This window comes from Vibrio sp. Of14-4 (assembly GCF_022347625.1).
In the GTDB taxonomy this organism is placed as follows: Bacteria; Pseudomonadota; Gammaproteobacteria; order Enterobacterales; family Vibrionaceae; genus Vibrio; species Vibrio pristinus.
On record NZ_JAKRGI010000027.1, the window covers coordinates 14,444 to 40,163 of the forward strand.

At 42.2% G+C, this 25,720-nt stretch carries 22 protein-coding genes and 1 pseudogene; 9 read left to right on the forward strand and 14 right to left on the reverse strand.

Features of this window, described 5'->3' with window-relative positions:
• The first annotated feature begins 208 nt into the window (after positions 1–208).
• Together ettA and MHN79_RS19080 are read left to right on the forward strand one after the other, a co-directional pair.
• Positions 209–1,876, forward strand: coding sequence for an energy-dependent translational throttle protein EttA (ettA, locus tag MHN79_RS19075; RefSeq protein ID WP_239174343.1), 1,668 nt, complete (start codon positions 209–211; stop codon positions 1,874–1,876).
• Between the two features lie 165 nt (positions 1,877–2,041).
• On the forward strand, positions 2,042–2,413 hold the full coding sequence (locus MHN79_RS19080; RefSeq protein ID WP_152429620.1) for a PilZ domain-containing protein: 372 nt from the start codon (positions 2,042–2,044) through the stop codon (positions 2,411–2,413).
• A gap of 107 nt (positions 2,414–2,520) precedes the next feature.
• Here the strand turns inward: MHN79_RS19080 and tyrA are convergent, their stop codons facing one another.
• The 3 genes from tyrA to nagZ form a co-directional block, all read right to left on the reverse strand.
• Positions 2,521–3,648: a bifunctional chorismate mutase/prephenate dehydrogenase gene (gene tyrA / locus MHN79_RS19085; protein ID WP_239174345.1), complete on the reverse strand. Its 1,128-nt coding sequence runs from the start codon at positions 3,646–3,648 to the stop codon at positions 2,521–2,523.
• Between the two features lie 21 nt (positions 3,649–3,669).
• Complete coding sequence (locus MHN79_RS19090; protein ID WP_239174347.1) at positions 3,670–4,743, reverse strand: 3-deoxy-7-phosphoheptulonate synthase; 1,074 nt, start codon at positions 4,741–4,743, stop codon at positions 3,670–3,672.
• 137 nt (positions 4,744–4,880) lie between these two features.
• On the reverse strand, positions 4,881–5,864 hold the full coding sequence (gene nagZ / locus MHN79_RS19095) for a beta-N-acetylhexosaminidase (protein WP_239174348.1): 984 nt from the start codon (positions 5,862–5,864) through the stop codon (positions 4,881–4,883).
• Between the two features lie 265 nt (positions 5,865–6,129).
• Here nagZ and MHN79_RS19100 point away from each other — a divergent pair, with 265 nt between their 5' ends.
• Positions 6,130–7,239: an anhydro-N-acetylmuramic acid kinase gene (locus tag MHN79_RS19100; RefSeq protein ID WP_239174350.1), complete on the forward strand. Its 1,110-nt coding sequence runs from the start codon at positions 6,130–6,132 to the stop codon at positions 7,237–7,239.
• Positions 7,240–7,263: 24 nt separating this feature from the next.
• Positions 7,264–8,193 (forward strand): N-acetylmuramic acid 6-phosphate etherase, encoded by a 930-nt coding sequence (gene murQ, locus MHN79_RS19105; protein ID WP_239174353.1) that lies wholly within the window; start codon positions 7,264–7,266, stop codon positions 8,191–8,193.
• Positions 8,194–8,267: 74 nt separating this feature from the next.
• Here murQ and MHN79_RS19110 read toward each other — a convergent pair whose 3' ends face one another.
• Entirely contained in the window at positions 8,268–8,585 is a 318-nt protein-coding gene (locus MHN79_RS19110) for a DUF2799 domain-containing protein (RefSeq protein ID WP_239174382.1), read from the reverse strand.
• 245 nt (positions 8,586–8,830) lie between these two features.
• On the opposite strand from MHN79_RS19110, the gene MHN79_RS19115 reads away from it, so the two are divergent.
• Positions 8,831–10,309, forward strand: coding sequence for a carbon starvation protein A (locus tag MHN79_RS19115; RefSeq protein WP_239174356.1), 1,479 nt, complete (start codon positions 8,831–8,833; stop codon positions 10,307–10,309).
• A 70-nt stretch (positions 10,310–10,379) separates the two neighbouring features.
• Here MHN79_RS19115 and ispH read toward each other — a convergent pair whose 3' ends face one another.
• The 6 genes from ispH to murJ form a co-directional block, all read right to left on the reverse strand.
• A complete protein-coding gene (gene ispH, locus MHN79_RS19120) occupies positions 10,380–11,345 on the reverse strand; it encodes a 4-hydroxy-3-methylbut-2-enyl diphosphate reductase (protein WP_239174358.1) in 966 nt (321 codons plus the stop codon).
• 26 nt (positions 11,346–11,371) lie between these two features.
• A complete protein-coding gene (fkpB, locus tag MHN79_RS19125) occupies positions 11,372–11,803 on the reverse strand; it encodes an FKBP-type peptidyl-prolyl cis-trans isomerase (protein ID WP_114786946.1) in 432 nt (143 codons plus the stop codon).
• A 91-nt stretch (positions 11,804–11,894) separates the two neighbouring features.
• Positions 11,895–12,407 (reverse strand): signal peptidase II, encoded by a 513-nt coding sequence (gene lspA, locus MHN79_RS19130; protein ID WP_239174361.1) that lies wholly within the window; start codon positions 12,405–12,407, stop codon positions 11,895–11,897.
• Between the two features lie 80 nt (positions 12,408–12,487).
• Complete coding sequence (gene ileS / locus MHN79_RS19135; protein WP_239174364.1) at positions 12,488–15,316, reverse strand: isoleucine--tRNA ligase; 2,829 nt, start codon at positions 15,314–15,316, stop codon at positions 12,488–12,490.
• Positions 15,317–15,371: 55 nt separating this feature from the next.
• A complete protein-coding gene (ribF, locus tag MHN79_RS19140) occupies positions 15,372–16,316 on the reverse strand; it encodes a bifunctional riboflavin kinase/FAD synthetase (RefSeq protein WP_239174366.1) in 945 nt (314 codons plus the stop codon).
• A 75-nt stretch (positions 16,317–16,391) separates the two neighbouring features.
• The gene (gene murJ / locus MHN79_RS19145; protein ID WP_239174369.1) at positions 16,392–17,951 is read right to left on the reverse strand and encodes a murein biosynthesis integral membrane protein MurJ; all 1,560 of its coding nucleotides are present in this window, start codon (positions 17,949–17,951) and stop codon (positions 16,392–16,394) included.
• Between the two features lie 260 nt (positions 17,952–18,211).
• Here murJ and rpsT point away from each other — a divergent pair, with 260 nt between their 5' ends.
• Positions 18,212–18,472 carry a 30S ribosomal protein S20 gene (gene rpsT, locus MHN79_RS19150; protein WP_004410238.1) on the forward strand — a complete coding sequence of 87 codons (261 nt, stop codon included), beginning with the start codon at positions 18,212–18,214 and terminating at the stop codon, positions 18,470–18,472.
• An 84-nt stretch (positions 18,473–18,556) separates the two neighbouring features.
• Here rpsT and MHN79_RS19155 read toward each other — a convergent pair whose 3' ends face one another.
• Together MHN79_RS19155 and nhaR are read right to left on the reverse strand one after the other, a co-directional pair.
• Positions 18,557–18,850, reverse strand: coding sequence for a metalloregulator ArsR/SmtB family transcription factor (locus MHN79_RS19155; protein WP_239174371.1), 294 nt, complete (start codon positions 18,848–18,850; stop codon positions 18,557–18,559).
• A gap of 119 nt (positions 18,851–18,969) precedes the next feature.
• Positions 18,970–19,863, reverse strand: a complete 894-nt coding sequence (nhaR, locus tag MHN79_RS19160) for a transcriptional activator NhaR (RefSeq protein ID WP_239174384.1) — start codon at positions 19,861–19,863, stop codon at positions 18,970–18,972.
• A gap of 357 nt (positions 19,864–20,220) precedes the next feature.
• Here nhaR and MHN79_RS19165 point away from each other — a divergent pair, with 357 nt between their 5' ends.
• Positions 20,221–21,366, forward strand: coding sequence for a Na/Pi symporter (locus MHN79_RS19165; RefSeq protein ID WP_239174374.1), 1,146 nt, complete (start codon positions 20,221–20,223; stop codon positions 21,364–21,366).
• A 73-nt stretch (positions 21,367–21,439) separates the two neighbouring features.
• Here the strand turns inward: MHN79_RS19165 and MHN79_RS19170 are convergent.
• Positions 21,440–21,736 (reverse strand): annotated as a pseudogene (locus tag MHN79_RS19170) (thymidylate synthase); the annotation flags it as partial.
• Between the two features lie 534 nt (positions 21,737–22,270).
• On the opposite strand from MHN79_RS19170, the gene MHN79_RS19175 reads away from it, so the two are divergent.
• Together MHN79_RS19175 and MHN79_RS19180 are read left to right on the forward strand one after the other, a co-directional pair.
• A complete protein-coding gene (locus tag MHN79_RS19175; protein ID WP_239174376.1) occupies positions 22,271–23,299 on the forward strand; it encodes a nucleoid-associated protein in 1,029 nt (342 codons plus the stop codon).
• 2 nt (positions 23,300–23,301) lie between these two features.
• Positions 23,302–24,522, forward strand: coding sequence for a hypothetical protein (locus MHN79_RS19180; protein ID WP_239174378.1), 1,221 nt, complete (start codon positions 23,302–23,304; stop codon positions 24,520–24,522).
• 352 nt (positions 24,523–24,874) lie between these two features.
• Here MHN79_RS19180 and MHN79_RS19185 read toward each other — a convergent pair whose 3' ends face one another.
• Positions 24,875–25,273 carry a hypothetical protein gene (locus MHN79_RS19185; RefSeq protein WP_239174380.1) on the reverse strand — a complete coding sequence of 133 codons (399 nt, stop codon included), beginning with the start codon at positions 25,271–25,273 and terminating at the stop codon, positions 24,875–24,877.
• Positions 25,274–25,720 lie beyond the last annotated feature (447 nt).

Below are 25,720 nucleotides of genomic sequence, written 5' to 3' on the forward strand. Positions count from 1 at the left end.
CCAACATACCCCCATTCTAAACAGAACAGTCTGCTTACTAGATATAAATACTAATAAAATCATATCAATGTGAAGCTAGTCGATAAAAACAACCCAATTAAAAACAAAAAAATCAGAATAATTATCCCTTGCTTGGACGGTAACAAAGCGTCTCGTCTTAGTATAAAATAGCCTTTTATTTCAATTCACAGTCTAGGGACAATCGGCAATGGCTGAATACGTATATACCATGTCTCGGGTGAGCAAAGTTGTGCCACCGAAACGTCAAATTCTCAAAGATATCTCTCTTAGCTTTTTTCCCGGAGCAAAAATCGGCGTTCTAGGTCTAAACGGTGCGGGTAAATCCACTTTACTGCGCATCATGGCCGGTATTGATACTGATATAGATGGCGAAGCACGCCCACAGCCTGGTTTGAATGTCGGTTACTTACCTCAAGAGCCGGTTCTTGATGAGTCAAAGACAGTGCGAGAAATTGTCGAACAAGCAGTATCTGACGTTGCTGGAGCAATGAAACGACTGGATGAAGTTTACGCTGCCTACGCAGAGCCTGATGCCGACTTTGACGCGCTGGCAAAAGAGCAAGGAGAGCTTGAAGCTTTAATACAAGCTAAAGATGGACATAACTTGGAAAATGCTCTTGAACGAGCGGCAGATGCATTGCGTTTACCTGAATGGGATGCACAGATTAAACACTTATCTGGTGGCGAAAGACGCCGAGTCGCCATTTGCCGACTGTTACTTGAAAAGCCTGATATGTTACTGCTTGATGAACCAACTAACCACCTAGATGCAGAATCTGTAGCCTGGCTTGAACGCTTCTTAGTTGACTACACGGGGACGGTAGTCGCAATTACCCACGACCGTTACTTCCTCGACAACGCGGCTGGATGGATTCTAGAGTTAGATAGAGGTGAAGGCATTCCTTGGCAAGGTAACTACACGTCTTGGCTAGAGCAGAAGGACGCACGTTTACAACAAGAAGCGTCTCAAGAAAAAGCCAGACAAAAAACCATAGAGAAAGAGCTAGAATGGGTACGTCAAAATCCTAAAGGACGTCAAGCTAAATCAAAAGCTCGTATGGCTCGATTCGAAGAGCTTCAAAGTAACGATCACCAAAAGCGTAATGAAACTAACGAGCTGTTCATTCCGCCAGGTGAACGCTTAGGTGACAAGGTTATCGATGCAAAGAACATCTCTAAGTCATTTGATGGACGTGTATTAATTGATGATTTGTCCTTCAGCATTCCCAAAGGTGCGATCGTAGGAATCATAGGTGCTAACGGTGCTGGTAAGTCAACGTTATTTAAGATGCTAAGTGGCGTGGAGCAACCTGATTCAGGAAGTATTGAAATGGGTGATACCGTCAAACTTGCTTCTGTAGATCAGTTCCGCGATAGCATGGATGATAAAAAATCCGTCTTTCAGGAAATTTCTGAAGGTGCTGATATCATCAAAATCAACAACTTTGAGATCCCAGCACGAGCATACTGCTCTCGCTTCAACTTCAAAGGCAGTGACCAGCAGAAAATTATTGGAGAGTTATCAGGGGGCGAGCGTAACAGAGTACACTTAGCCAAGCTGTTAAAAGCTGGCGGCAATGTATTACTACTTGATGAACCTACCAACGACCTAGATGTAGAGACTCTCAGAGCTTTAGAAGAAGCACTGTTGGAATTCCCGGGCTGCGCCATGGTTATCTCTCACGACCGTTGGTTCTTAGACCGAATTGCGACCCACATTATTGACTATCGTGATGAAGGTCAGGTCAACTTCTATGAAGGTAACTATACTGAATATATGGAATGGCTGAAGAAAACCTTAGGGCCAGATGCGGCGGAACCTCATCGAATCAAGTATAAGCGTATTACTAAATAAATTTCGCTTAGTATTCGTAGTAAGGCCGCTTAACTTAGCGGCCTTACTTGTTTCAACGCCACAGCAAACACAGCCATAATCTCACCTTGTTGATATTAAAGGCTAAGTGGTAGTTATTCCTGATTGGTAATCATTGAATATTAAGTACCACAGAGAGAGACAGTCATGATAGAACGCAGACAATTTTCGCGTATTATTTACCAGACGCCCGCAGTGTTATCTCAAAATAATAAGGTAGTAGAATGCTTTATTTGCGATTTATCCCTACACGGACTGCTACTCACGTCTGATAACGCAGACGAGTTAAGCCTTAATACCATGGTAGATGTAGAATTTTCGCTTCAAGACACTGATATCGTTATTGAACTTGTGGGACAAGTTGTTGGCCTCAACAGCAATGTAATACGGCTGAGTATCGACCACATAGACATCGAAAGTATTGGGCATCTTAAAAGGTTGATCGAATTGAATGTGGGAGACGATGAACTTCTCCACAGAGATATAGAACACTTAACCGATTTGGGAGAATATCACTAGCTGTAAGCATAAAAAACAGGTAGCAACTCATGGGCCAGAACAAAAGTCTGACCTAATACCAGAAGACCGAATTGTGCCTCGGGAACATCTACTCACACTGGGAGACATTATCCCCTGTGTACAGCATCATTTGCCTGTTTCAACAAATTTTGGCTCTCGTACAGAAAATGCTGGGAGTACTCACCAAACCACTCACTGACCTTATCAAAACTAGCAACAAAAGCTTGCTTATCTTGGTTATCAAGTATCTTAATCGCTTCGCCAAAACACTGATGAAAGCGCTTAATCATCTGGATATTCTCATCCGATGAAAGAATAATGTCAGCATATAGGTTAGGATCTTGTCCGAATAAACGCCCTACCATTGCCAATTCAAGCCGATAAATAGGCGAACTGAGCTTAAGAAGCTTATCAATGCTTGGATTCTCTCGGCTCAAATGTAAACCGTAAGCAAATGAAGTGAAGTGACGTAACGCTTGAATAAATGTCATACCATGATCATGTTCATAAGCTTTCATGTCACACAAACTTACGCCCCAGATAGAAAACTGTTTCAATAGCCATTGGTATTGCTCTTCACCTCGGCCATTACAACAAACAATGACTTGCTTAGCTAAACTCGGTACATCAGGCCCGAACATAGGGTGAAGCCCTACTACCGGTCCATGGTGAATATCTAGCATGGCCTGCAACGGCTTAGCCTTAATCGATGTCAAATCACAAAGAATACAGTTTTTAGGTAAATTACCCAGTTTACCGATCACCTCTAGTGTGAGATCTATTGGTACAGTAACAACCACCAGACCAGCGTTAGCTAGGATATCACCAGCTTGCTCCCAGTCATCACTGCCAATGACTTCAACTTGATAGCCCGATAAGGTAAACATTTTACCAAACAAGCGCCCTAGCTTACCTTGACCACCGACTATTACTACAGTACCCAACTCAGGCTTCAAACACTTAAAGCCAGCATCTTTCTCACTTGCATAAGATTCTCGCATGGTACGGCGTAAAATATCTTCAATCAGCTGAGGAGGAACACCAATCTTTTCTGCTTCTTCACGGCGTGACGTTAACATGGCCGCTTCACGATCAGGAGCGTAAATGGGCAAACCATAAGTGCTTTTCACCTCACCAACCTGCTCCACCAAGGATAAACGTTGTGCTAATAAATCAAGAATTTTCTTATCGACAGCATCTATTTGGTCGCGCAATGCGTTCAGTTCACCAGCCATGCGTATTCCTTTTTTAGTCTTCTAACCTTTAACTCGTTGCACCAAAAATGGCACCAACTCACTATGTGCTCTACGTAATAATGCCTCAGTGTCATCCCAATTAATACAAGCATCGGTAATTGAAACACCATATTCCATTTGATCAAATGGGATGTCCGAAGCTTGATTGCCTTCGTTGATATGGCTTTCAATCATCAAGCCTATAATGGACTTATTACCCTCTCGGATTTGGTGAATCACATCTTCAGCAACCAGTGGCTGGCGACGAAAATCTTTACGAGAGTTGGCATGACTGCAATCAACCATCAAGGATGGGGACAGTCCTGCTTTTTCCATCTCCTGCTCGCACTCTGTCACCGATACTGAATCATAATTGGTCTGCTTTCCGCCACGCAAAATCACATGGCCATCCGTGTTACCCTGGGTCGTTAGCAATGCCACTTGCCCTTCACGGCTGATCCCCATGAATCTGTGACTCGAAGAGGCTGCTTGCATGGCATTTATAGCTGTAGATAGGCTACCGTCTGTACCATTTTTAAATCCGATTGGCATTGATAGACCACTGGCCATTTCACGGTGAGTTTGAGACTCTGTCGTTCTCGCACCAATTGCAGCCCAGCTAAAAGTGTCAGCAAGATACTGAGGGCTTATAGGATCGAGAGCTTCAGTAGCAAGAGGGATTTCCATCTCAGCCAAATCCACCAATAATCTTCGGCCAACATGTAATCCTTGCTCTATATCAAATGAGCCGTCAAGTTGAGGGTCATTAATCAAACCTTTCCAGCCCACAGTGGTTCTAGGCTTTTCAAAATAAACTCGCATTACGAGGTAAATATGATCATTTAATTGCTCAGAAAGTGCTTTCAAGCGCCTAGCATAATCTTTGGCAGCATCGATATCATGAATTGAGCATGGCCCACAGACAACCAACAAACGATGATCTTTTTTATGAATAATGTCCGATATTGTCTGACGAGACTGTTGAATAAAATGGCGAGCCTTTTCACTTATCGGTAACTTTGCTTTAAGTTCCTCAGGAGTGATAAGCACCTGCTCTTCGGTAATATTTATATTGCTCAATTCACTTTTTTGCATAATCACACTTTGTACATTTAAATTTACATCAATTCACCTCAAACCTGCCAAGGCAGGACAAATATACCTTATCAGTCTTTACCAAAAACTAAAAGTGTAAATCAAAAAAAACATTATGTAATAAATTATTTACACTACTAGTCGGAAATGTATTTTATCGCCTCTGATGCATTTTTCCATTCTTGACTACGACGAAGCTCATCAAGTTTAAACGATTGCTTTTTAACCAAACCCTTAGCCTTTGGAACCTGACTAATTGGCAAAGTATCTAATACCTTGACTTGAGCATCACGTTGGTTACAAACAAGTACCATGTCACAGCCTGCGGCTAATGATTTTTGCGCACGCTCTGCAACATTGCCCATGACTGCCGCGCCTTCCATGGTCAAATCATCAGAAAAAATAATCCCTTTAAAACCTAACTGTTCTCTTAACACTTTCTGCAACCAATACTGTGAACCACTCGCCGGCTTGGGATCATAATAAGGAAAAATGACATGAGCTGGCATCATTGCATCAAGCAAATTGTTTTTTATCTGAGCATCAAAAATTGCCATGTCCTGCTCAAAGATTGACTCTCGATTATCGTGGGGTGTTTCAAGGTGAGAATCTTCTGTTACCCCACCATGGCCAGGAAAATGTTTCCCTGTTGTCGACATACCCACAGACTTCATTCCGCGCATAAATGCACTGCTATGGCGAACTATGGTATCAATACTTTCACCAAAAGAGCGACTTCCTATCGCTTTCGACTGATGACCTTTATCGAGCACCGGGGCAAAACTAAGATCGATATCATGAGCAATCAATTCAGCGGCCATGAGCCACCCTCCTTGCTCAGCTAATTTTTCACCTTGCGGCTGTTTGGCATATAGCTCTGCTGCTGGAATGTTAGAAAAGCCCTGTTTAAAACGCTGTACTCTTCCCCCCTCCTGATCGACGCCTATTAAAATAGGCCTCTTAGCGGCGGTTCGAATTGACTTATTTAGCGCTATGAGTTGTTCATTATCAAAATAATTTCGAGAAAAGAGTATGACGCCCCCTACTGTCGGATGCTGAAGAACTTCTTTATCTTCCGCCGTCAATTCACATCCTTCCACATCAAGCCATAAAGGTCCCATACCATTCTTCCTCATTATTTAAATAACTAGCAAAGTATTATCGTTGCAAAGAGACAAAGATAATAACAAGATCTCGACAGTATCGGCAGGGCATTTTCTTCGATACTTTACTTCCAATACCAGATTTGATTGAATAAACACCCAACACTCTAACTCATAGATAATAAGCCTATATAACTCATCAAATAACACCTTATCTATCGCTTTTTCCTTCTATATCATCGCATACTATGTACTAGGAGTGTTCTAGGGAAGACAGGGGTCTATGAAGAAAGAGCAATACATTGGCATTATGTCAGGTACCAGCCTAGACGGCATCGATGTGGTATTAACGGAAATATGTGATGACAAGGTGGTACTGATTGAGGCTAAAAGCTTTGAATATCCGGATGTAATCAAGCAACAAGTCTTAAGTGTATCCCTTGGCCAGAGTACAGATCTAACCCAACTCGGTAAACTAGATAATCAACTAGGTCACCTCTATGCTGAGTCCGTTCTGGCGCTCCTAAAAGAAACGGGAGGGGATAAAGAAAGAGTCACTGCTATTGGTAATCATGGTCAAACGGTTTTTCACCAACCGACAGGGAAAACTCCATTTACCATACAACTGGGTGATGCCAATATCATTGCTGCGAGAACAGGAATTACTACCATAGCAGACTTTAGACGCAAGGATATCGCACTGGGAGGTCAAGGCGCACCATTGGTCCCAGCCTTTCATGACGCTTTCTTTCGCTCACAAGAATTCACCACTGTGGTGCTGAATATCGGCGGCATTTCCAACATTTCTGTACTGAGCCCAGAGCAACCTGTGCTCGGTTACGATACGGGCCCCGGCAATCTACTAATGGATGTCTGGTGTGTTAAACATAAAGATTTGCCTTATGACAAGGATGCTGTTTTTGCCTTGCAAGGGAGTGTACACACTCCTTTATTAGATGAGCTGCTAGCCGAACCTTACCTGACAAAACCATCTCCCAAGAGTACCGGGCGTGAGTTGTTTAATCTGACATGGCTAGGCAAGATATTAGAAAAATACTCATGCTCAGCTGAAGATGTACAAAGAACTTTATGCGAATATACAGCTCAAACCATTTGCAATGAAGTTAGAAAATACGATAACAATAACCGGCAAAGGCTCCTAGTCTGCGGCGGTGGAGCTAAGAACCCTTTATTGATGGAACGATTGAAGGCACTTTTACCGCTCTGGTCGGTTGAGTCAACAGAATCAGAGGGAATCGATAGTCAAAATATTGAAGCGATGGCGTTTGCTTGGCTTGCCTATCGCCGCATGCACAACCTACCAAGCAACATACCACAAGTCACGGGAGCAAGTCGCTTGGCTTCTCTTGGTGTCGTATATTTTGCCGATTAGACCCAGTGATATATAAGGAAGACTATGACAAACGACGCATTGATTAACGCACTCTCTCATTTGATATCAGAAGGTCGTAATCCAGATACCATGGACATTGATACCCTTTCATCATTGGACATTGCTCAGCGTATTAACCAGCAAGATAAACTAGTACCTCTCGCTGTCGAGAAAGTTTTACCAGAGATAGCACAAGCCGTCGATAAAATCACTGACGCCTTTAAAATTGGTGGTCGACTGATATATATGGGCGCGGGAACAAGCGGTCGTTTAGGTATATTAGATGCATCTGAGTGCCCACCAACCTTTGGCGTTTCTGATGATATGGTGGTTGGATTAATCGCTGGTGGTAAAGAAGCAATATTAAAAGCTCAAGAAGGAGCAGAGGATTCACCATCATTAGGGGAGCAAGATTTAAAAGGTATTAAACTTTCCCATCAAGATGTACTAGTTGGCATCGCCGCTAGCGGGCGCACTCCATATGTCATTGGCGGGCTAGACTACGCCAATAAGGTAGGCGCAACAAGCATTGCATTATCTTGTAATCCAGAATCTCCGATTGCCAATATTGCCAATATCGCGATATGCCCTGTTGTTGGACCAGAAGCATTAACCGGCTCCACTCGACTAAAATCAGGAACAGCACAAAAACTCGTACTCAATATGCTGACAACAGCAAGCATGATACGCTTAGGCAAAAGCTACCAAAATTTAATGGTCGATGTGAAAGCGACTAACGCCAAGCTGGTTGCAAGAGCTACCCGTATTGTCATACAAGCAACCGATTGTAATCAGCAACAAGCTCAAGACACCCTTAAAAAAACCGACTATGACGTTAAACTCGCTATTTTGATGATATTAACTGGGCTAGACAGGGATGCAGCAAAAGAACAGTTAAACCTTCAACATGGTTACTTGAGGAAAGCTGTCATTGAACAAACAAACGGAAGTTAGCATAAGTAAAGCGCCTAAGTTTTAATTATGCGCTTGGTAATATTGGCGATATAACAGGCTCAATGTAAAATGAGTTAATTAGAATATTCATTCCAGCCACGCTGCCATTCCATGCGAAACTTTTGTGCACCTTCAGTTCCTTCACAAACACCATCATAGTGCTGACCCGTAAGCCCTATTTGGTAGGCCTGGTTAGGATTACAAAACTCTTCCAAGCCAACCATATAACCTTGTTCATAGTCACTATGCTTGGTACTTCCTAGTTTAGAAAGCTGGTTTATGGAACGCTGATTATTACCTCGAATACCATCTTGATAACCTATCGTATACCAATCACCTTGTTGGACAAGCTGCTCTGTCGTCGCCGCACACGCGAATAACGTAGTTAGCATAATGAGAAGGATCAGTTTTTTCACGATTTTTCCTTGTTTGTCTATCCAAGTATCTAACAGGCACAGAGAGATAATGTCAATTGCCGCCGTTTGCGTCAACACTTCCTATTACTCAGCTTTCTAAATCCTAAACAAAGTAATAAAAACGGATTTATTGAGAACAATAACCGAGCTAACAGAACCTACTGGCATAGATATGTATTATATCAACTAAATAACTCACTTATCACTGTGGAGCAAGTGTCATGATTTGGTTTTTAAGCTGTGTTGCAGCGCTCATTGGAGGCTACTTCCTCTATGGAAGATTTATCGAAAAAATTTTCCGTATAAACGTAGAACGTCAAACTCCAGCACACAGTCAATCTGATGGAGTTGATTATGTGCCCATGTCAACTAAGAAGGTTTATCTAGTTCAGTTACTCAATATCGCAGGCGTAGGCCCGATTTTTGGTCCTATAATGGGCGCCTTGTATGGTCCGGCGGCCATGCTGTGGATAGTCATTGGCTGTATTTTTGCGGGCGCTGTACACGACTATTTCTCTGGTATGTTGTCGGTACGTAACGGCGGGGCATCTATACCGACAATTACCGGTAAATACCTAGGCAAAAGCGCCAAACACTTTATGAATATTTTTGCGATTGTCTTGCTGCTACTGGTTGGTGTTGTATTCGTTTCAGCCCCTGCTGGCATGATCACTAATCTTATCAACGACCAAACTAACCTATCGGTTAGCATGACAACAACTGTGATCGCTATCTTTATTTATTATATTGTCGCTACCCTCGTCCCTGTCGATAAAATAATCGGTCGGTTTTACCCACTGTTCGGTGCCTTACTCCTTTTCATGTCTATTGGTTTAATCAGTGCAGTTACACTATCAAGTGAACACACGCTAATGGGGAGCTTTCAAGTCAAAGACATGTTTACCAATCTAAATCCAAACGATATGCCTCTATGGCCAGCATTATTTATTACTATTGCTTGTGGTGCTATATCTGGCTTCCATGCGACTCAATCACCACTCATGGCTCGCTGCATGGAGAATGAGCGCAATGGACGATTTGTCTTTTATGGCGCGATGATTGGTGAAGGAGTCATTGCCCTTATTTGGTGCGCACTTGCTCTGTCCTTCTTCGACAACTTAGAGGCTCTATCACAAGCGGTGAGCACCGGTGGACCTGGAAACGTTGTCTATAGTGCGTCTTTTGGCTTACTAGGAGTATTTGGTGGCGTCATGGCTTTTCTGGGAGTGGTCATTTTGCCAATTACCTCAGGGGATACTGCCTTTCGTTCAAGTCGTCTAATATTAGCTGAATACTTCAACATGGAGCAGAAAACACTCAGTAACAGACTGGTAATAGCTATCCCACTCTTTATTATCGGTGGCATACTGACCCAAATCGACTTTGGGGTCATTTGGCGATATTTTGGGTTCGCGAATCAAACCACGGCAGTGATGATGTTATGGACAGCTTCAGCTTACTTAGTCCGTCAAAATAAACTCCATTGGGTAACCACTATTCCCGCGATCTTTATGACAACAGTTGTGATAAGTTTTATCCTCAATAGCAGTACTCTTGGATTGGGTCTTGCAATAGACATATCAACTGCGGTTGGTCTCATCTGTTCAGTTATGACAACTCTTTATATCACCAAGCTTCCAAAGAAGACTCAGCAAGATGAAATTGAACACAGCGACACTGAGCCCGAAAAGCTAACATAGTCGATAAAAAAGGCTCCGTAGGAGCCTTTAAATATGTAAAGGGAGAACTGCTGGAGAGCGGCAAGATAGACTAATCAACTTGTTTGATTTGCAACTCTTTCGGTACTTCGAAGAACATATTTTCTTCTCTACCCTGTACTTCTTCTACCGTTCTGGTTCCAATCAGGTCTTGAATTCGTTCTAGGATCTTGTTCACAAGCTCTTCTGGTGCAGAGGCTCCAGCGGTAACACCGACTTTTACTTTGCCTTCTAACCAGTCAGGCTCGATATCTTCAGGACAATCGGTCAAATAGCCAGGAGTACCCAACTTTTCAGACAATTCCTTTAAGCGAGTGGAGTTAGATGAGTTTTTCGACCCCACTACAATCACAACATCAACATCGACTGCCATATCTCGTACAGCATCTTGGCGATTTTGTGTCGCGTAGCAAATATCATCTTTACGCGGGCCTTGGATATGCGGAAAAACTCGGCGAAGTTCTTCAATCACATCCGCAGTTTCATCAACAGACAAGGTTGTTTGGCTCACATAGTGAAGATGAGTAGGGTCTTTCACTTTGTCGACAAGCCCAATAACATCCGCTGGTGTTTCAACCAAATACATACCACCCTGATCGCTTGCGTATTGTCCCATAGTTCCTTCGACTTCAGGATGTCCGGCGTGGCCAATCAAGACAACTTCCATGTGCTTACGGCTAGCGCGCGCAACCTCCATATGGACCTTGGTTACTAGCGGGCAAGTTGCATCAAAAACCGTTAAGTCTCTCTCTTTAGCTTCCCTTCGAACCGCTTGCGAAACACCGTGAGCAGAAAAAATCACAATATTATCATCTGGAACTTCGTGCAACTCTTCAACAAAAACTGCGCCTCTTTGCTTCAGCCCTTCCACAACAAATCGGTTGTGAACGACTTCATGACGAACATAAATCGGTGGCTGATAAAGTTCCAATGCACGCTCGACAATACTGATTGCACGATCGACACCTGCGCAAAACCCACGTGGGTTAGCTAAAAGAATTTTCATTTCATTGCTCATAATGAGTCTATTGTTACTTCAGTTCATTATTCTACTGACAAAATCTCAACTTCAAAAGTCACATCTTGACCAGCTAGAGGGTGATTAAAGTCTACCGTTACTGAATCACCTGCGATTTCAGTAATGATTCCAGGAATTTCCACGCCATCTGGGCCGGAAAATGCCATAACTGTTCCAATTTCCACTTCTGCATCGCCGACAAACTTAGCTCGATCCATATAGTGGACATTATCAGGGTTTGGAGCGCCAAATGCATCTTTAGCTTGCAGCTCAACGGTCTTCTGATCTCCAACCTTCAAACCAAGCAAACATTGTTCAAAGTTTTCACTCAGACTCCCATCACCCATAACGAACTTAGCTGGTTTACCCATGTTATAGGTACTATCTGCGACAGAACCATCTTGAAGTTTGATCGTAAAATGCAGGGTCACTGCAGATTGTTGGACAATAGTCGTCACAATATTATTTCCTTGATACTATTTAGAGTTCTCAATTTACAGAGTTCTCAAGCATAAACGCGTCAATTATTTACCAGAAGTAAGCGTAGATTTAACTTGTCTCTTGGCCTTTCTTGTTACGGAAGCCATCCAGAATAATCATCACTGCGCCAATACAAATTGCACTATCGGCAAGGTTGAACGCTGGCCAATGATAACTTCCCCAGAAGAAATCCAAGTAGTCGACCACAAAACCATGTACAACGCGATCAAATACATTACCGACTGCTCCGCCAATAATTAGAGCGTAAGCAATATTGTTCCATTTCTCTTTAGCCGAAAGTTTTCTCATCCAGTAGGTTAGTAGACCCGTAACCCCAAAGGCAATGCCTGTAAATAACCAGCGTTGCCAACCTGCTTGATCACTTAAAAAGCTAAATGCAGCTCCATAGTTATGAACGTAGAGCAAATTAAAAAAAGGTAACACCTCGATGCGATTAGCCCAACCATATCCCATGGTATCCATAACTAAGAGTTTAATACCGATGTCCATCAGAAAAATAACCATGGCAACCCACAGCCAGCGTACTCCTGAATTTTTAAGAGTTAATGCTTGTTCGTTCATACCATTCCTAAAACTAGCCCCAGTAAAGACTGGGGCTATAGACTGACTAAAAAGTTCCAAGTGACAGTAATATTCGCTTGTTAAGCGAATTTACGAACTTCACCCTCTCCTTCCACGTTAGATACGCAGCGACCACAAATTTTTTCATGGCCCTCAATGCTGCCTACATCAGGTGAGTGATGCCAGCAACGATCACACTTGTCTGCATCTACCACTGACACCTCAACAAATAGCCCCTCAATATCGGTAGCCTGCGCTGCATCAGATTTCTCACTGATAGGCCTAATAATCGCCGCTGAAGTGAGTAACACAAAACGTAATTCGTTAGCCAGCTTATTTACTTTTTCTGTCAAAGCATCATCAGCGTATAAAATCACTGAAGCCTGCAATGCACTACCTATGGTTTTGTCATTTCGAGCGGCTTCTAGCAGTTTATTTACTGAGCCTCTAATAGTCTGAATGTCAGACCAAAACTCGTTATTTAGAGTTTCACCATCGGCAAGGCCAAACAAACCATCGAACCATTCACCTGTGAAAACAAATTTGTCACGTTTACCTGGCATCTCGTTCCAAATTTCGTCTGCAGTAAATGACATAATAGGTGCCATCCAGCGAACCAGAGCTTCAACAATATAGTAAAGCGCCGTTTGACAGCTGCGCTGAGCATGCCCGCCACGCTTGGCCGTGTACTGGCGATCTTTAATAATATCGAGGTAGAAAGAGCCCATTTCGATCGAGCAGAATTGCATTAGACGCTGTGTTACCGCATGAGTATTATACTCATCGTAAGCTTTAACAATTTCTTCTTGAGCCGCAAGCGCACGCCCTACAGCCCAGCGATCTAACGCCACCATGTCTTCTGCTGCAACAATATCCGTCTCAGGATTAAAGCCACTAAGGTTGGCTAAGAAGAATCGAGCTGTGTTACGAATACGGCGATAAGCGTCCGCGCTGCGTTTTAAAATCTCATCAGAAACGGCCACTTCGCCAGTATAATCCGTTGATGCTACCCATAAGCGCAGAATATCCGCACCAAGCTTGTTAGTTACATCTTTCGGAGCAACAACATTACCAATAGATTTAGACATCTTACGGCCTTGACCGTCAACCACAAATCCATGGGTTAGAACTTGTTTGTATGGCGCTTCACCCTTCATCGCTATCGACGAAATGAGCGACGACTGGAACCAACCTCTGTGTTGGTCAGAACCTTCAAGGTATAAGTCTGCACTATGACCATTGTATTCTTCACGATCATCAACAACAGAATAGTGAGTCACGCCTGAATCAAACCATACATCAAGTGTATCTAACACCTTTTCGTACTTGGCTGCATCATCACCGAGTAAATCTGCAATATCCAGATCCCACCATGCTTGAATACCTTTTTGTTCAACTAACTTGGCAACTTGTTCAATCAACTCTGATGTATTTGAGTGAAGCTCAGCCGTTTCTTTATGAACAAACAGTGCTATCGGCACGCCCCAGGTACGTTGACGAGAGATACACCACTCAGGACGGCCTTCAATCATGCCTTCAATACGGCTCTGTCCCCATTCAGGCATCCATTCAACGCCTTTGATAGATTCAAGCGCTTTGTTGCGTAGACCAGCTTGATCCATAGACACAAACCATTGCGGTGTCGCGCGGAAAATAATAGGGGTTTTATGACGCCAACAATGCGGATAGCTATGTTCATAAGCATGGTGATGAAGTAAAGCGCCCTTTTCTTTTAGCGTTTCAACAATAACATCATTTGCTTTAAACACATGTTGACCAGCAAACAGCTCAGTATCTGGGAGGTAAACACCGTTAGAGCCAACAGGGTTTGCTACTTCTAAATCATATTTGTTGCCCACCGCGAAGTCTTCCGGACCATGACCTGGAGCGGTATGAACCACACCTGTACCAGACTCAGTGGTAACATGATCACCAAGAATAGCAGGCACGCTAAAATCGTAAAACGGGTGATCAAACTTAGACAGCTCAAGATCACTTCCTTTGGCAAAGCCTAGGTTGTGATAATGCTCAACACCAACGCGATCCATAACGTCTTTGGCAAGCTCAGAAGCCACTATGATTCGCTCCGGGTTGTCCCCTTCGACTTGCACTAGAACATACTCAAGATCATCACGCAGACATACTGCTCGGTTTGCAGGCAGTGTCCAAGGTGTTGTGGTCCAAATAACGATGGAAATACCACCTTTGCCTTCATGCCCTTCAGTCAGTGAAAACTTAGACAGTAGAGCCGCCTCATCACTGGCTTTAAAGCGCACGTCGATAGATGGGGAGACTTTATCTTTATACTCAACTTCTGCTTCAGCTAGTGCACTACCACAGTCTGTACACCAATGAACCGGTTTAAAACCTTTTAAAAGGTGGCCATTATCGGCAATCTTACCGAGTGCACGAATGATATTGGCTTCTGTAGCAAAATCCATAGTGCGGTATGGTTTATCCCACTCACCCATAATACCAAGGCGCTTAAAGCTCTCTTTTTGGCCCTCAACTTGGCCTGCTGCATACTTACGGCATTCTTCACGAAACTCAGCCGAAGAGATCTTTTGTCCCGGTTTGCCTTTCTTTTTTTCTACCATTAGTTCAATTGGTAGGCCATGGCAATCCCAACCAGGAATGTATGGCGCATCAAAACCAGAAAGTGTTTTGGATTTAATAATAATGTCTTTAAGAATCTTATTTAGTGCGTGGCCAATGTGAATGTCACCATTCGCGTAAGGGGGGCCATCATGTAGAACGAAAGATTTTTTGCCTTTCTTCGCTTTACGGATTTCACCGTAAAGGTCTTCTTTGTACCAACGCTTAAGCATTTCTGGCTCACGATTAGCCAGGTTGCCACGCATTGGAAACCCCGTTTCAGGAAGGTTCAGGGTATCTTTATACTCACTCATCGATTCTTAATTCCGTTGTGTTGGGTGACAGTTAGACATTATGCCAAGCAGCGAACTAAACCGCTTGGTCTTCATACTGACGCAGCCACACCCTTGCTGCTTCAGCATCCAATTTAATTTGTTGTTTTAGTAAGTCAAAAGACTCAAATTTTTGCTCATTTCGAATTTTATTCAGCAGAACAATTTCAAGCTGTTTGCCGTATAAATCCGCATCAAAGTCAAACAGATGTACTTCTAGTTGCTGGCGAATACCACTCACCGTTGGTCGAGTGCCTATATTGGCAACACCACCTATCGGCCGCTCATCTAGACCAAGAGCATGAACCGTATACACTCCTGCAACTGGTGAGACGCTGCGTTTAAGTGGAATGTTCGCGGTAGGAAAACCTATGGTTCTACCTAGCTTTCTGCCATGAGCGACTCTGCCACTGATGCTGTAATTTCGCCCCAGCATCTTTGAAGCGAGTGGTAAGTGATCACTCGCTAAAGCTTCTCGTATTGCCGTACTGCTGATACGTAGCTGCTGCAGACAAAAGCTATGGGTATTCACCACATCGAAGCCATGCTCCTTACCAGCCGCTTGTAACATTGCAAAGTTACCTTGCCGCTCTCGACCAAAGCAAAAGTCATCTCCAACGACCAGAAACTTAACACCCAATCGCCTTACCAACAAGTCACTAATAAAATCTTGGGCAGTTTGATTAGCAAAGCCATGGTTGAAATTGACACACAACAGGCGGCCAATATCAAGTTTCTCTAATTGAGTAAACTTATCTCTCAAACGAGTTAATCGAGCTGGCGCTTTATCTTTAGCAAACAGCTCCAATGGCTGTGGTTCAAACGTCATGACTGTCGAGGGCAAACCGATTTCTTTTGCCTTATCAGATAGTTTGTTCAAAACAACCTGATGGCCAAGGTGTACTCCATCAAAGTTACCTATCGTCAGAACACACCCCGCATGATGTGCTTTGATATTGTGGATACCTCGAATAAATTCCATTCAGCGCGTCTAAGTCCTATTGGCTTCAAATTTAATACTACGTGAAACCGACAGATTATATACTAATCATCATTGCTATGTCGCGGCTTTTAAGTCTTTTAAACGAACACCCATAATCAAAAGCGAAATTACATAAACCGCAGCACCTGCGACGATCAAAAGTAATAGCCAAATAACTCGATTAGATAAGCTCCAATTTAACCAAACTGAAATATCTTCTAGTTGCCATAAAATAGCACCAGCCATCAAACCACCAGCAATGATAGATTTAACAATGAAAGCCACAGTTCGTCGAGTCAATTGATACACTTCAGCCAAATGGAGACCTCGATATAACAAAGACATATTCACCAAAGCAGATAATGCCGTGGCAATAGCCAAGCCAACATACCCATAAAACCAAGCGAATATAGCGTTAAACACCATATTGGTTACCATGGCGATAATTCCGTACTTAACAGGCGTTTTGGTATCTTGGCGCGAGTAGTAGCCCGGAGCGAGAACCTTAATCAGCATAAAATTAAGCAGGCCAGAGGCATAAGCCATCAAAGACATAGAGGCACGTTCAACGTCCATAGGACTGAACTCACCACGCATAAAAAGGACCATTAGCATAGGCTTAGCTAGCACCATCAAGCCCAACGTGGCTGGAACACCGAGCAAGACGACCATGCGAACTCCCCAATCCATAGTCTGCGAAAAGCCAACACTATGAGAATCTACGTGCTTTCGCGACAAAGCAGGCAAAATGACGGTAGCAATAGCGATACCAAACAAACCTAAAGGGAATTCAAGTAAGCGATCTGAATAATAGAGCCAACTAATTGACCCCGTTTGTAAGAAGCTGGCAATAAAGGTATCAAACAGTAAATTTATCTGGCTAACCGACACACCAAACAAAGCGGGGATCATCAGAGTCCGAATTTTAACCACTCCTGGATCCTTCCACCCCCAAGCAGGTTTAACAAACACCCCAGCTTTAACTAAAAAGGGAATTTGAAATAGAAACTGCACTAAGCCGCCAAGAAAAACACCAATCGCCAAGCCTACCTCAGGCTGAGAGATATTAGGCGAGATATACCAAGCCGATAAAATGATCATTACATTTAGGAAAACAGGCGTAAAAGAAGAGACAGCAAATTTCCCTAAGGTATTTAAGATCGCGCCTGATAAAGCAACAAAGGTAATGAACCACAGATAAGGAAAAGTGATCTTAAGCATAAAGCTCGCCAACTCAAATTTTCCGGCAGAAGGGCCACCATTAACCCAATCAAGAAACCAACCAAAGCCAAATAAAGCGGTCACAGCGCCTGAGCATAAAACGCCTAAGACGGTGACGATAGACACTAAAACACCTAAAGTACCCGCAGCTCTCGCAATTAACTGGCGAGTTTTATCCATATCACCCGTTGCATGATATTCCGTTAGTACGGGTACAAATGCCTGAGAGAATGCACCCTCTGCAAATAAACGGCGCAAAAAGTTGGGGATTTTATTGGCAAAAAAGAACACATCCGCACTGGCACCAGCCCCCATTAAATTGGCCACAACAACATCGCGTACCAAACCCAGCACACGAGAGACAAAAGTCATAGCACTAACAATTAGTCCTGATTGGAGTAGACGTTTACTCACAGCTACCTCGAAAGTCCTGTAATACTAATTATTGACCTCCACTCTACAACGCGAATGTCAGTGCTAGAGTAGATTAGTATTAGCAATGAAAAAAAAATACTGATAGAATCCCCGCCATCTTAACCGTGAAGACCCCTCTAATCCAAAATTTGTTTGGCTTCGATTGGTTTTTGCACAAATCATTTGACATTTAAGCGCAAATAGGGGATATTCCTCGCCCTTAAATTGTCACCGAACTTAAGTTTTTGGGAGTTAGACCCTTGGCAAATAGTAAATCTGCTAAGAAGCGCGCTATCCAAGCTGAGAAACGTCGCCAGCACAATGCTAGCCGTCGTTCAATGATGCGCACTTACATGAAGAAAACTGTTGCTGCTATCGAAGCAGGCGACAAAGCTGCTGCAACTGAAGCTTTCGCTACAGTTACACCAATCCTAGACCGTATGGCAACTAAAGGCCTTATTCATAAGAATAAAGCTGCTCGCCACAAGTCTCGTTTCGCTGCTGCAATCAAAGCTCTGTAATAAAGCTCTGATTCCTTTAGCGAAAAAAACCGGCCTAGGCCGGTTTTTTTATATCCAAGAAAACTAAGTTCAGACGTCTACTGCCTATGCGCAATATATACTATGCAGAAGGTGTATCATTGACTTAACTTCTTCACTGCTTAACGTGTAAAACACGGTTTGTGCCTCTTTGCGAGTATTCACTAAACCATCACGACGCAACCATGCTAAATGCTGTGATAATGCCGATTGGCTTAACTCTAACTGACTACATAACTCGCCAACAGAAAGTTCTTGATTATGCAATAAGCATAAAATTTGCAGGCGTCTTTCATTTGCCATGGCTTTGAGTAGTACTACCGCTTTGGCAGAATTTTTTTCCATTTCTTTTAAATTCATCGGCTAGCACCTCTTAAAACACCATAAAATCTCAAGCCTGTCATTTACATGTTGATACATTCACAAAGCCGATACTAATCTATTTGCATCAAGTAATCTATTTGTTAGAACCAGAAATATTAGTACTGGAACAGATCCGTAAAATCAGCATCACATACATTCTTTACCGAAGGGTGTTGTATCATACGTTCCGCAAAAATAACGTAATATTCTTCTTTAAGTTCTTTTACATGCTCTATCAGTCGTAAAGGCAGATCATTCTCAACTTCGGACATATAGAGAGAAGGCGCCAACAAAATCACATCTGAGTGATAACGTGAGAAAGATTTCATTAAGGCCGCATCATCAAACTCTCCTAGAATATTAGGTTGTAGTCCTTGATAATCAAACCACTGCAATACTTTTCTCCCCATTGCTGTTCGACTACCAGGTATCAATAGTTTTTTCTCCTCTAAAACCGCTGGAAATGTTAGGTGCCCAGTATCGCCATTAGAGAAAAACCCCATATGACATTCCCCAAGCTTTTTACTGTATAAACCTGGTAGCTGACTTGAATCAACGGGGCAGTCGGACAAAATCATATCAAGCTTATGTTGAGATAATTGCTCAAGAAGCATTTCATGGGTCGATTCAAAACATCGTAAGTGGATACTATTATCAGGTGGCACAGCTGTCATAAGCACCTTACTTACCAAGCGTTTAGATAAAGCATCTGCAACCCCAACATCAAACAACATATTGGCTCGCTGGCTGTAATTAACAATATCCAACATCTCGTAACTAAGACCAAACATACGCTCCGCATATTTAAAAACCAGTTGCCCTAGCTCAGTAGGTTCAATACCTCGGCCACTGCGTTTGGTTAACTTACCTCCCATGCGCTCTTCCAATGCCTTTATTTGCCCGGTTACTGTTTGGGGAGTAAGAAATAAGGCATCAGCCGCTTTTGTTACTGACCCTTGGTTACATACCATCCAAAAGTAGTAAAGGTGATTGTAATTTAAATGTGACATCATCTCTCTCTGCTTTCAATATCGTTATCGGTTATAGCAAAACCAGTTTATGACAACAAGCACTCGAAAAAACCGAAGTAAACACAAGAATAAACATGGATAAAGCGAAGTCTACTTCACGTAAAATGACAATCAGGAGTAATCTGCATCACAAAACTTTGTTTTTAAATTCTAACTAGAAAAAGTTAAAATCTAAATATTGATTAAAATCAATAACTAAAGAATATTAAATCTTCTTAATAAGCAAAAAATCACCGCAAAATATAACTGTAATATTAATGACATAATTAACCTCTACTATCGCCAACAGTTTTAATAATTGACCGTAACAATGATTCTGGTCCACGGAGAAAATTTATGAACCAAGCTATTACAACAGCAGCACCTATTTCGAGTACAACTCGATGGTTGCGCTGGGCTAACTTGGCATTCATGCTGTATCTATTGCTTTTAGCAGTATCTATGGTTGGTAGTGGTTTTAAATGGGCAACAGGCGATCAAGCAAAGGTTTTATTTGAATTTGCTTCGCACCCGGTTGCGGGCTTGATGATAGGTCTAGTTGCTACTGCTCTCATTCAATCTTCAAGTACTGTGACTTCTATTATTGTAGGGCTTGTTGCGGGTGGATTACCTGTTGAAACTGCTATCCCAATGATCATGGGAGCGAATATAGGAACGACGGTAACCAATACGCTCGTTTCTCTGGGGCACATTCGCAATAAAGAAGAATTCAAGCGCGCTTTTGCCAGTGCCACAATTCATGACTTCTTCAACTTATTAGCCGTGGCTATTTTCCTCCCCCTAGAAATGATGTTTGGTATTTTGGAAAAAGTTTCTCATTGGCTAGTTTCACCATTTCTGGCGACAGGCGACATGAGTATGAAGGGACTAAACTTCATCAAGCCTATTACTAAGCCCGTTGTCGGAGCACTCAAGGAACCATTGAGCACCTTTGGCGATACAATGGGTGGCGTGATGCTTATAGCTATCGGTATCGCAACTATTTTTGTAGCGATTACCGTGATGGGTAAATTGATGAAAAGCCTGATGGTTGGGCGTGCTCGTGAAATCCTAAAAAGCGCAATCGGTCGCGGTCCAATCCATGGCATCTTATCAGGCTCAGTAGTCACAGTATTGGTACAGTCTTCTTCGACAACAACCAGCTTAATGGTACCTCTGGTAGGCTCTGGCGTATTAAAAGTGAGAGATGTTTATCCCTTTACTTTGGGGGCCAATATAGGTACTTGTATTACCGCATTGCTAGCGGCAACGGCTGCATCAGGTGAGTTTGCTGTTTTTGCTCTGCAGATAGCACTAGTTCATCTATCATTTAACATACTAGCAACCGTACTTATTTTTGGTATTCCAGTACTGAGAGAATTACCGGTTAAGGCTGCAGATATCATCTCGGACATGGCGGTAAAAAATAAAGCGGTTGTCGCTGGTTACCTCTTAGCGGTGTTCCTAGTATTGCCCGGCGCTATCCTCGCACTCAGTGCATAAGTAAAACCGATAAAACAAAACCCCGCACATGATTGCGGGGTTTTCTGTTTTAGATATGCCAGTAAGAATGTTATTAAACTGAAAATGGGTATTGAATAGGATCGTGATGCTCATACCCTTCAACCCAAAAATCATCCAACGTCACCCATGTTTCCAAATCTTCAAGTGACTTTATCTCAGGATTGATATGGAAAGTAGGCGCGTTTTTTGGTTCGCGCTTTAGTTGCACATCACGCATCAGCTCTAGCTGATCTTCATAAATATGCGCATTAACGATCTTATGATAAGCCTGACCGGCTTTCTTACCTGTGATCTGGGCGATGACAGCCAGAAACACATAAACTTGCACCATATTAAAGTTTAGGCCCATGAACTTTAAACCCCCAAAATATTGCACAATTAGTAGATATAAGTCACGGTTTCTTGAGCTTATCAACTATGCATTTTATACCTTGCACAATTACTATGGTCAGGCACCTTTTCTCAATGCGCTCATTATGGTCGATTTCTTTTCAATTGCTAACATCATCTTTCGAAAGCTGATTGAGTAGAAAACATCGCTTCAAACAAATAGCGGAACGAAAGTTATCCATCAATCAAAGTATGACTTCAATATAATTGGTGTTTTTAGCCGCATGATAGGACTAAAGTTTCATAATGGTTGACTTTGACATCCTGATGCTAGCCAGAATCGTGCTGAAGCATACTTGGACAAAAATAGTTTATAACCGAAGCTCTAAATTGATGCTTTCGGATAAGCAATGTCTGTTCCAAGTAAAGCCAAAACGTGTCTATGAACTCGGTGTATGTTCATGGAGAGTCAAGCTGCTTCCATCAAAAAAGCTTCATTGAAAACACCAACATACTGTACTATGTGCATAATATTTTATCTAAAGGCTAGAGCATGGCAATAAAGAACGTCATTCTTCATGAAGTTACTCGTGACAACGATGGTGCCCCTGTAGTAACAAATCTGCGTGATGAAGAAAACTCCACTGAAGGCTTGGGAAGCAAGCTAACTGAACAACTAATTGAATTGTTCTCTCAATCAACGCTTAACATTGGTGAATTTGGTGCGGATGGTGATCCGACGCTTGAACCAGCTTTCGAACAGCAATTAAAGCGCCTACATAACAAAGAGAAAACCTTCGTTGAAACTACCAAGGACATGGCTGAACGATTTGCTGAAATTATCAGTGAGCCTAAGCTCCAAAGTGTAAAAGGTGGTATACTCGCATTCTACATGTATGAGTATCGTGAGAATACATTGTTAGCAATTACCGTATTAAATCGAATTGACGGTATTAACGCTAGCAAAGATCTTGATTTAAGTTCAGCTACAATCATAGACCTTAACCGCTTACATTTAGGTGCTTCTATCAACTTAACTGACTGGGAAGAGGACTTGAGCAGTCGTTACATCAAGTTCAAGACAGGTCGTTCCGTTGAAATGCGCGATTACTTTGAGTCTTTCATTGGGTGTCAGCGTGATAAACAAGCCGCAACTCGTGAAACGAGTGCTTTAAAAACTGCGATCAAAACTTATTCTTCTGAGCTAGGCTTAGATAGTGATGACACGCAATCAAAATTAGATAGTGCTCATAGCTTTATCCAAGAGCAACAGAAAGCGGGTAAAGAAGTGCTCCTAACACATGTCGCTAATGCGGTTTTCCCTGATTCAACTGACGATTTCTTAGTAATTGCTCGTAACGATGAACACCAACTAAGTGAACAAATAGCGATTAGTTCAGCAGAGTTGAAACGTTATGTTCGCTTAAGCGGGCGTGGTAAAGGTGTATCAATTAGCTTTGACAACGAATTGCTCGGTAAGACTGTTACATTTGAAAATGAACAGTTGATTTTTACTGATATACCAGAGACATTAAAACAGAACATTATAGACCTTCAGCGAGAAGCTAAAGACAATGACTAGTTATGAACATTGAGACGTTAGAGCTATACAAGTCGATAAGAGAGTTGATGACCGATGTGGTTGTTGACGGTAACGACGTGTCTGGTTATGTAGACTTTAACGCAGATATTGTTGACAAGCTTAAGCTGTTGAATGAAGTTGAGCTGTGCTCGGCTTCATTTGGTATTTATAAAGACGATACTAGAAAGCTTGATTTAACAGTAAACGATGAGATTACTAACAAGCACTACAATGCGTTCAATCGAGCTAAGATCGAATTAAGCAAACAATCAGCTCAAAACAAAGATCACTTTATATGCTCTACTTGGGCTGACTTAACAAACTATACAGATTATCTGCTCAATCCAGTTAAAGCTGTCTATATCAGCGATCTCAACGAGATTCTCACAAAAGATTCTAGAGATGCAAAGTTCACAACTTATCTAAATGTTTCGAAAGTGTGTAACTTAATTAAAGATGTTGCCCATACAAACAAAGGCAACATATATACTATTTTATGTGGTCAGCCACTAGACATAACTTTGTCTCTTAATAACTCAGTGCTTAGTGCAGAAATCGATATTGGTTTTTATGATGAGTTGCTCGGCAAAGACCAGCACAAAGAAGCGATGAACAGTTTAGTTCGTGAGGCCCTTTACAACCTACTAAGTGATCTTGACCCTAAGTCAAGATTGTCTCATCTAGTTAACCATTTTAACGCTTTTACAAGTAAGCTATTGGTTAGTTATGAGCAATATGTTCGAAACTATTCATTTGATAAAGTTCGCAAAGAGTATCGAGAGAAAGCAACAGAGTACATTGATAAAGTAAATAAGGTTTTTGATGAAGTTGCCACCAAAACATTCTCGATTCCATTAGGTGTATGGTTTGCTACTTCTCAAATGCAAGCAACAGACTCGATGGAAAGTCTTCAATTTTTTAAGAATATTTCGTACTGCGTTATGGTGTTCTTCCTAGTTGTTGTGGTCTGCTGGAATATGTTAGGTCAGTTTGCGACATTAAGTGCTACTGAGAATGAATACAAAGACCTGTTCAAACGTCTTGGTGATGAACTTGAAGATGGGCAAAAGAGTGAACTTGGAACATTAGAGCAGAACCTAGACACAAGAAAACTGAGAGTGTGGCTCAAGCTCTCAGCTACTATGATCTTTGCTATCGTATTACTTGGTTTTACAGTGCTGGTCACGTACAAAGCGATTACGCTTCCAATAGCAGCCGGATAAATAAATCATAGATCAAACCTCCTTCCAACTACTGGGAGGAGGTTATTACGTCTTAACTATTACTTGGACATTAGTTGTATTAGCTCATCTAATGCAAACTTTGCTCGTTTGAAAATGATTTACAATGACTCGTAACTTGTTTAGGGGGCATTTTTGATTTTGACTGATTTGTGCAACAGGCTGTTGCACAATTAGAAGATTGGATTGGAATTGTTGTCGAATTTGCTGCAACTGAGGCTTTCCTCGAGACCTTAGTATTTGATACTAGAAAAGTATGTATCCGAGTGTTAAGCCCACAATCATTATGATGATACTGGTTAATGTCATATTGTTGTCGACACATTCATCAAGCTTACTCATTCGAAGTTCCTCTTTCTTTGCTAATCATGTCAAAACCATGTTCAACCCCATATATTACTTCACGTAAGAGTGCCTTGTTTGGTGAATCCAAATTAGCAATGACTCGACCAATTTCATTGCCCAAGTTACAAAACTCAATATCACCATCTGGAAGGCTATCAAGTGCTAACTTGAGGTTTGAAAGAAAAATATCAGGGTTCAGTAAATCTAAACTAGGTTCATCGAAAACCTCATTTCGGTTGGCCATGAAATCATCTGTAACCCGTTCTCCCCCGTCGGCGAAGGATATCCAATCAGGTTTTGTTTCGCTCTTTGCAAGCAAATCACTGTGGGTATTATTAGGAGTCATCCCTTCTAGCAGCTCTTTTTCGGTCAATTTTTTCTTGCTCATCGCATACAACCTGACAGGATATTTAGATTAATTGCAGTATAGCAAAATCAGCTAGACTGCCGTTAGAACGAATACGCTGAAACAAACTTCGGGGCAAAAACCACGACTGAGATACAAAGCCGCCCACCTCCGCACTGCCAACCCCATCACAAAACCACAATTATCTACTGAGAGTAAAAACCGTCGTTTTCACTAGCCTTTCAGTCTCTTTAAATATCCCTCTAGGTACTTACACCAATTCATTAGTGAATTGGTGGGTGTTTTTTAGCCTTTATCCCCTGTTTTTGCACAGTGATGATTTTAATGTAACTTGTTACAGTTCAGCCATTTAATATGCATGTGGATTAATTATCCACAATTACTGTGATCACAAGAGTGAAGCTGTATGGCGAATGATATTGAGTTTAGCTTTGAAGTCTCTGGGTTTTTAGGGGCATTCAAAGTCGA

Bases quoted from the DNA above. Each gene is read 5' to 3' on its own strand.
- ettA (WP_239174343.1), top strand. From the start codon at position 209: ATGGCTGAATACGTATATACCATGTCTCGGGTGAGCAAAGTTGTGCCA.
- MHN79_RS19080 (WP_152429620.1), top strand. From the start codon at position 2,042: ATGATAGAACGCAGACAATTTTCGCGTATTATTTACCAGACGCCCGCA.
- tyrA (WP_239174345.1), bottom strand. From the start codon at position 3,648: ATGGCTGGTGAACTGAACGCATTGCGCGACCAAATAGATGCTGTCGAT.
- MHN79_RS19090 (WP_239174347.1), bottom strand. From the start codon at position 4,743: ATGCAAAAAAGTGAATTGAGCAATATAAATATTACCGAAGAGCAGGTG.
- nagZ (WP_239174348.1), bottom strand. From the start codon at position 5,864: ATGGGACCTTTATGGCTTGATGTGGAAGGATGTGAATTGACGGCGGAA.
- MHN79_RS19100 (WP_239174350.1), top strand. From the start codon at position 6,130: ATGAAGAAAGAGCAATACATTGGCATTATGTCAGGTACCAGCCTAGAC.
- murQ (WP_239174353.1), top strand. From the start codon at position 7,264: ATGACAAACGACGCATTGATTAACGCACTCTCTCATTTGATATCAGAA.
- MHN79_RS19110 (WP_239174382.1), bottom strand. From the start codon at position 8,585: ATGCTAACTACGTTATTCGCGTGTGCGGCGACGACAGAGCAGCTTGTC.
- MHN79_RS19115 (WP_239174356.1), top strand. From the start codon at position 8,831: ATGATTTGGTTTTTAAGCTGTGTTGCAGCGCTCATTGGAGGCTACTTC.
- ispH (WP_239174358.1), bottom strand. From the start codon at position 11,345: ATGAGCAATGAAATGAAAATTCTTTTAGCTAACCCACGTGGGTTTTGC.
- lspA (WP_239174361.1), bottom strand. From the start codon at position 12,407: ATGAACGAACAAGCATTAACTCTTAAAAATTCAGGAGTACGCTGGCTG.
- ileS (WP_239174364.1), bottom strand. From the start codon at position 15,316: ATGAGTGAGTATAAAGATACCCTGAACCTTCCTGAAACGGGGTTTCCA.
- ribF (WP_239174366.1), bottom strand. From the start codon at position 16,316: ATGGAATTTATTCGAGGTATCCACAATATCAAAGCACATCATGCGGGG.
- MHN79_RS19155 (WP_239174371.1), bottom strand. From the start codon at position 18,850: ATGAATTTAAAAGAAATGGAAAAAAATTCTGCCAAAGCGGTAGTACTA.
- nhaR (WP_239174384.1), bottom strand. From the start codon at position 19,863: ATGTCACATTTAAATTACAATCACCTTTACTACTTTTGGATGGTATGT.
- MHN79_RS19165 (WP_239174374.1), top strand. From the start codon at position 20,221: ATGAACCAAGCTATTACAACAGCAGCACCTATTTCGAGTACAACTCGA.
- MHN79_RS19175 (WP_239174376.1), top strand. From the start codon at position 22,271: ATGGCAATAAAGAACGTCATTCTTCATGAAGTTACTCGTGACAACGAT.
- MHN79_RS19180 (WP_239174378.1), top strand. From the start codon at position 23,302: ATGAACATTGAGACGTTAGAGCTATACAAGTCGATAAGAGAGTTGATG.
- MHN79_RS19185 (WP_239174380.1), bottom strand. From the start codon at position 25,273: ATGAGCAAGAAAAAATTGACCGAAAAAGAGCTGCTAGAAGGGATGACT.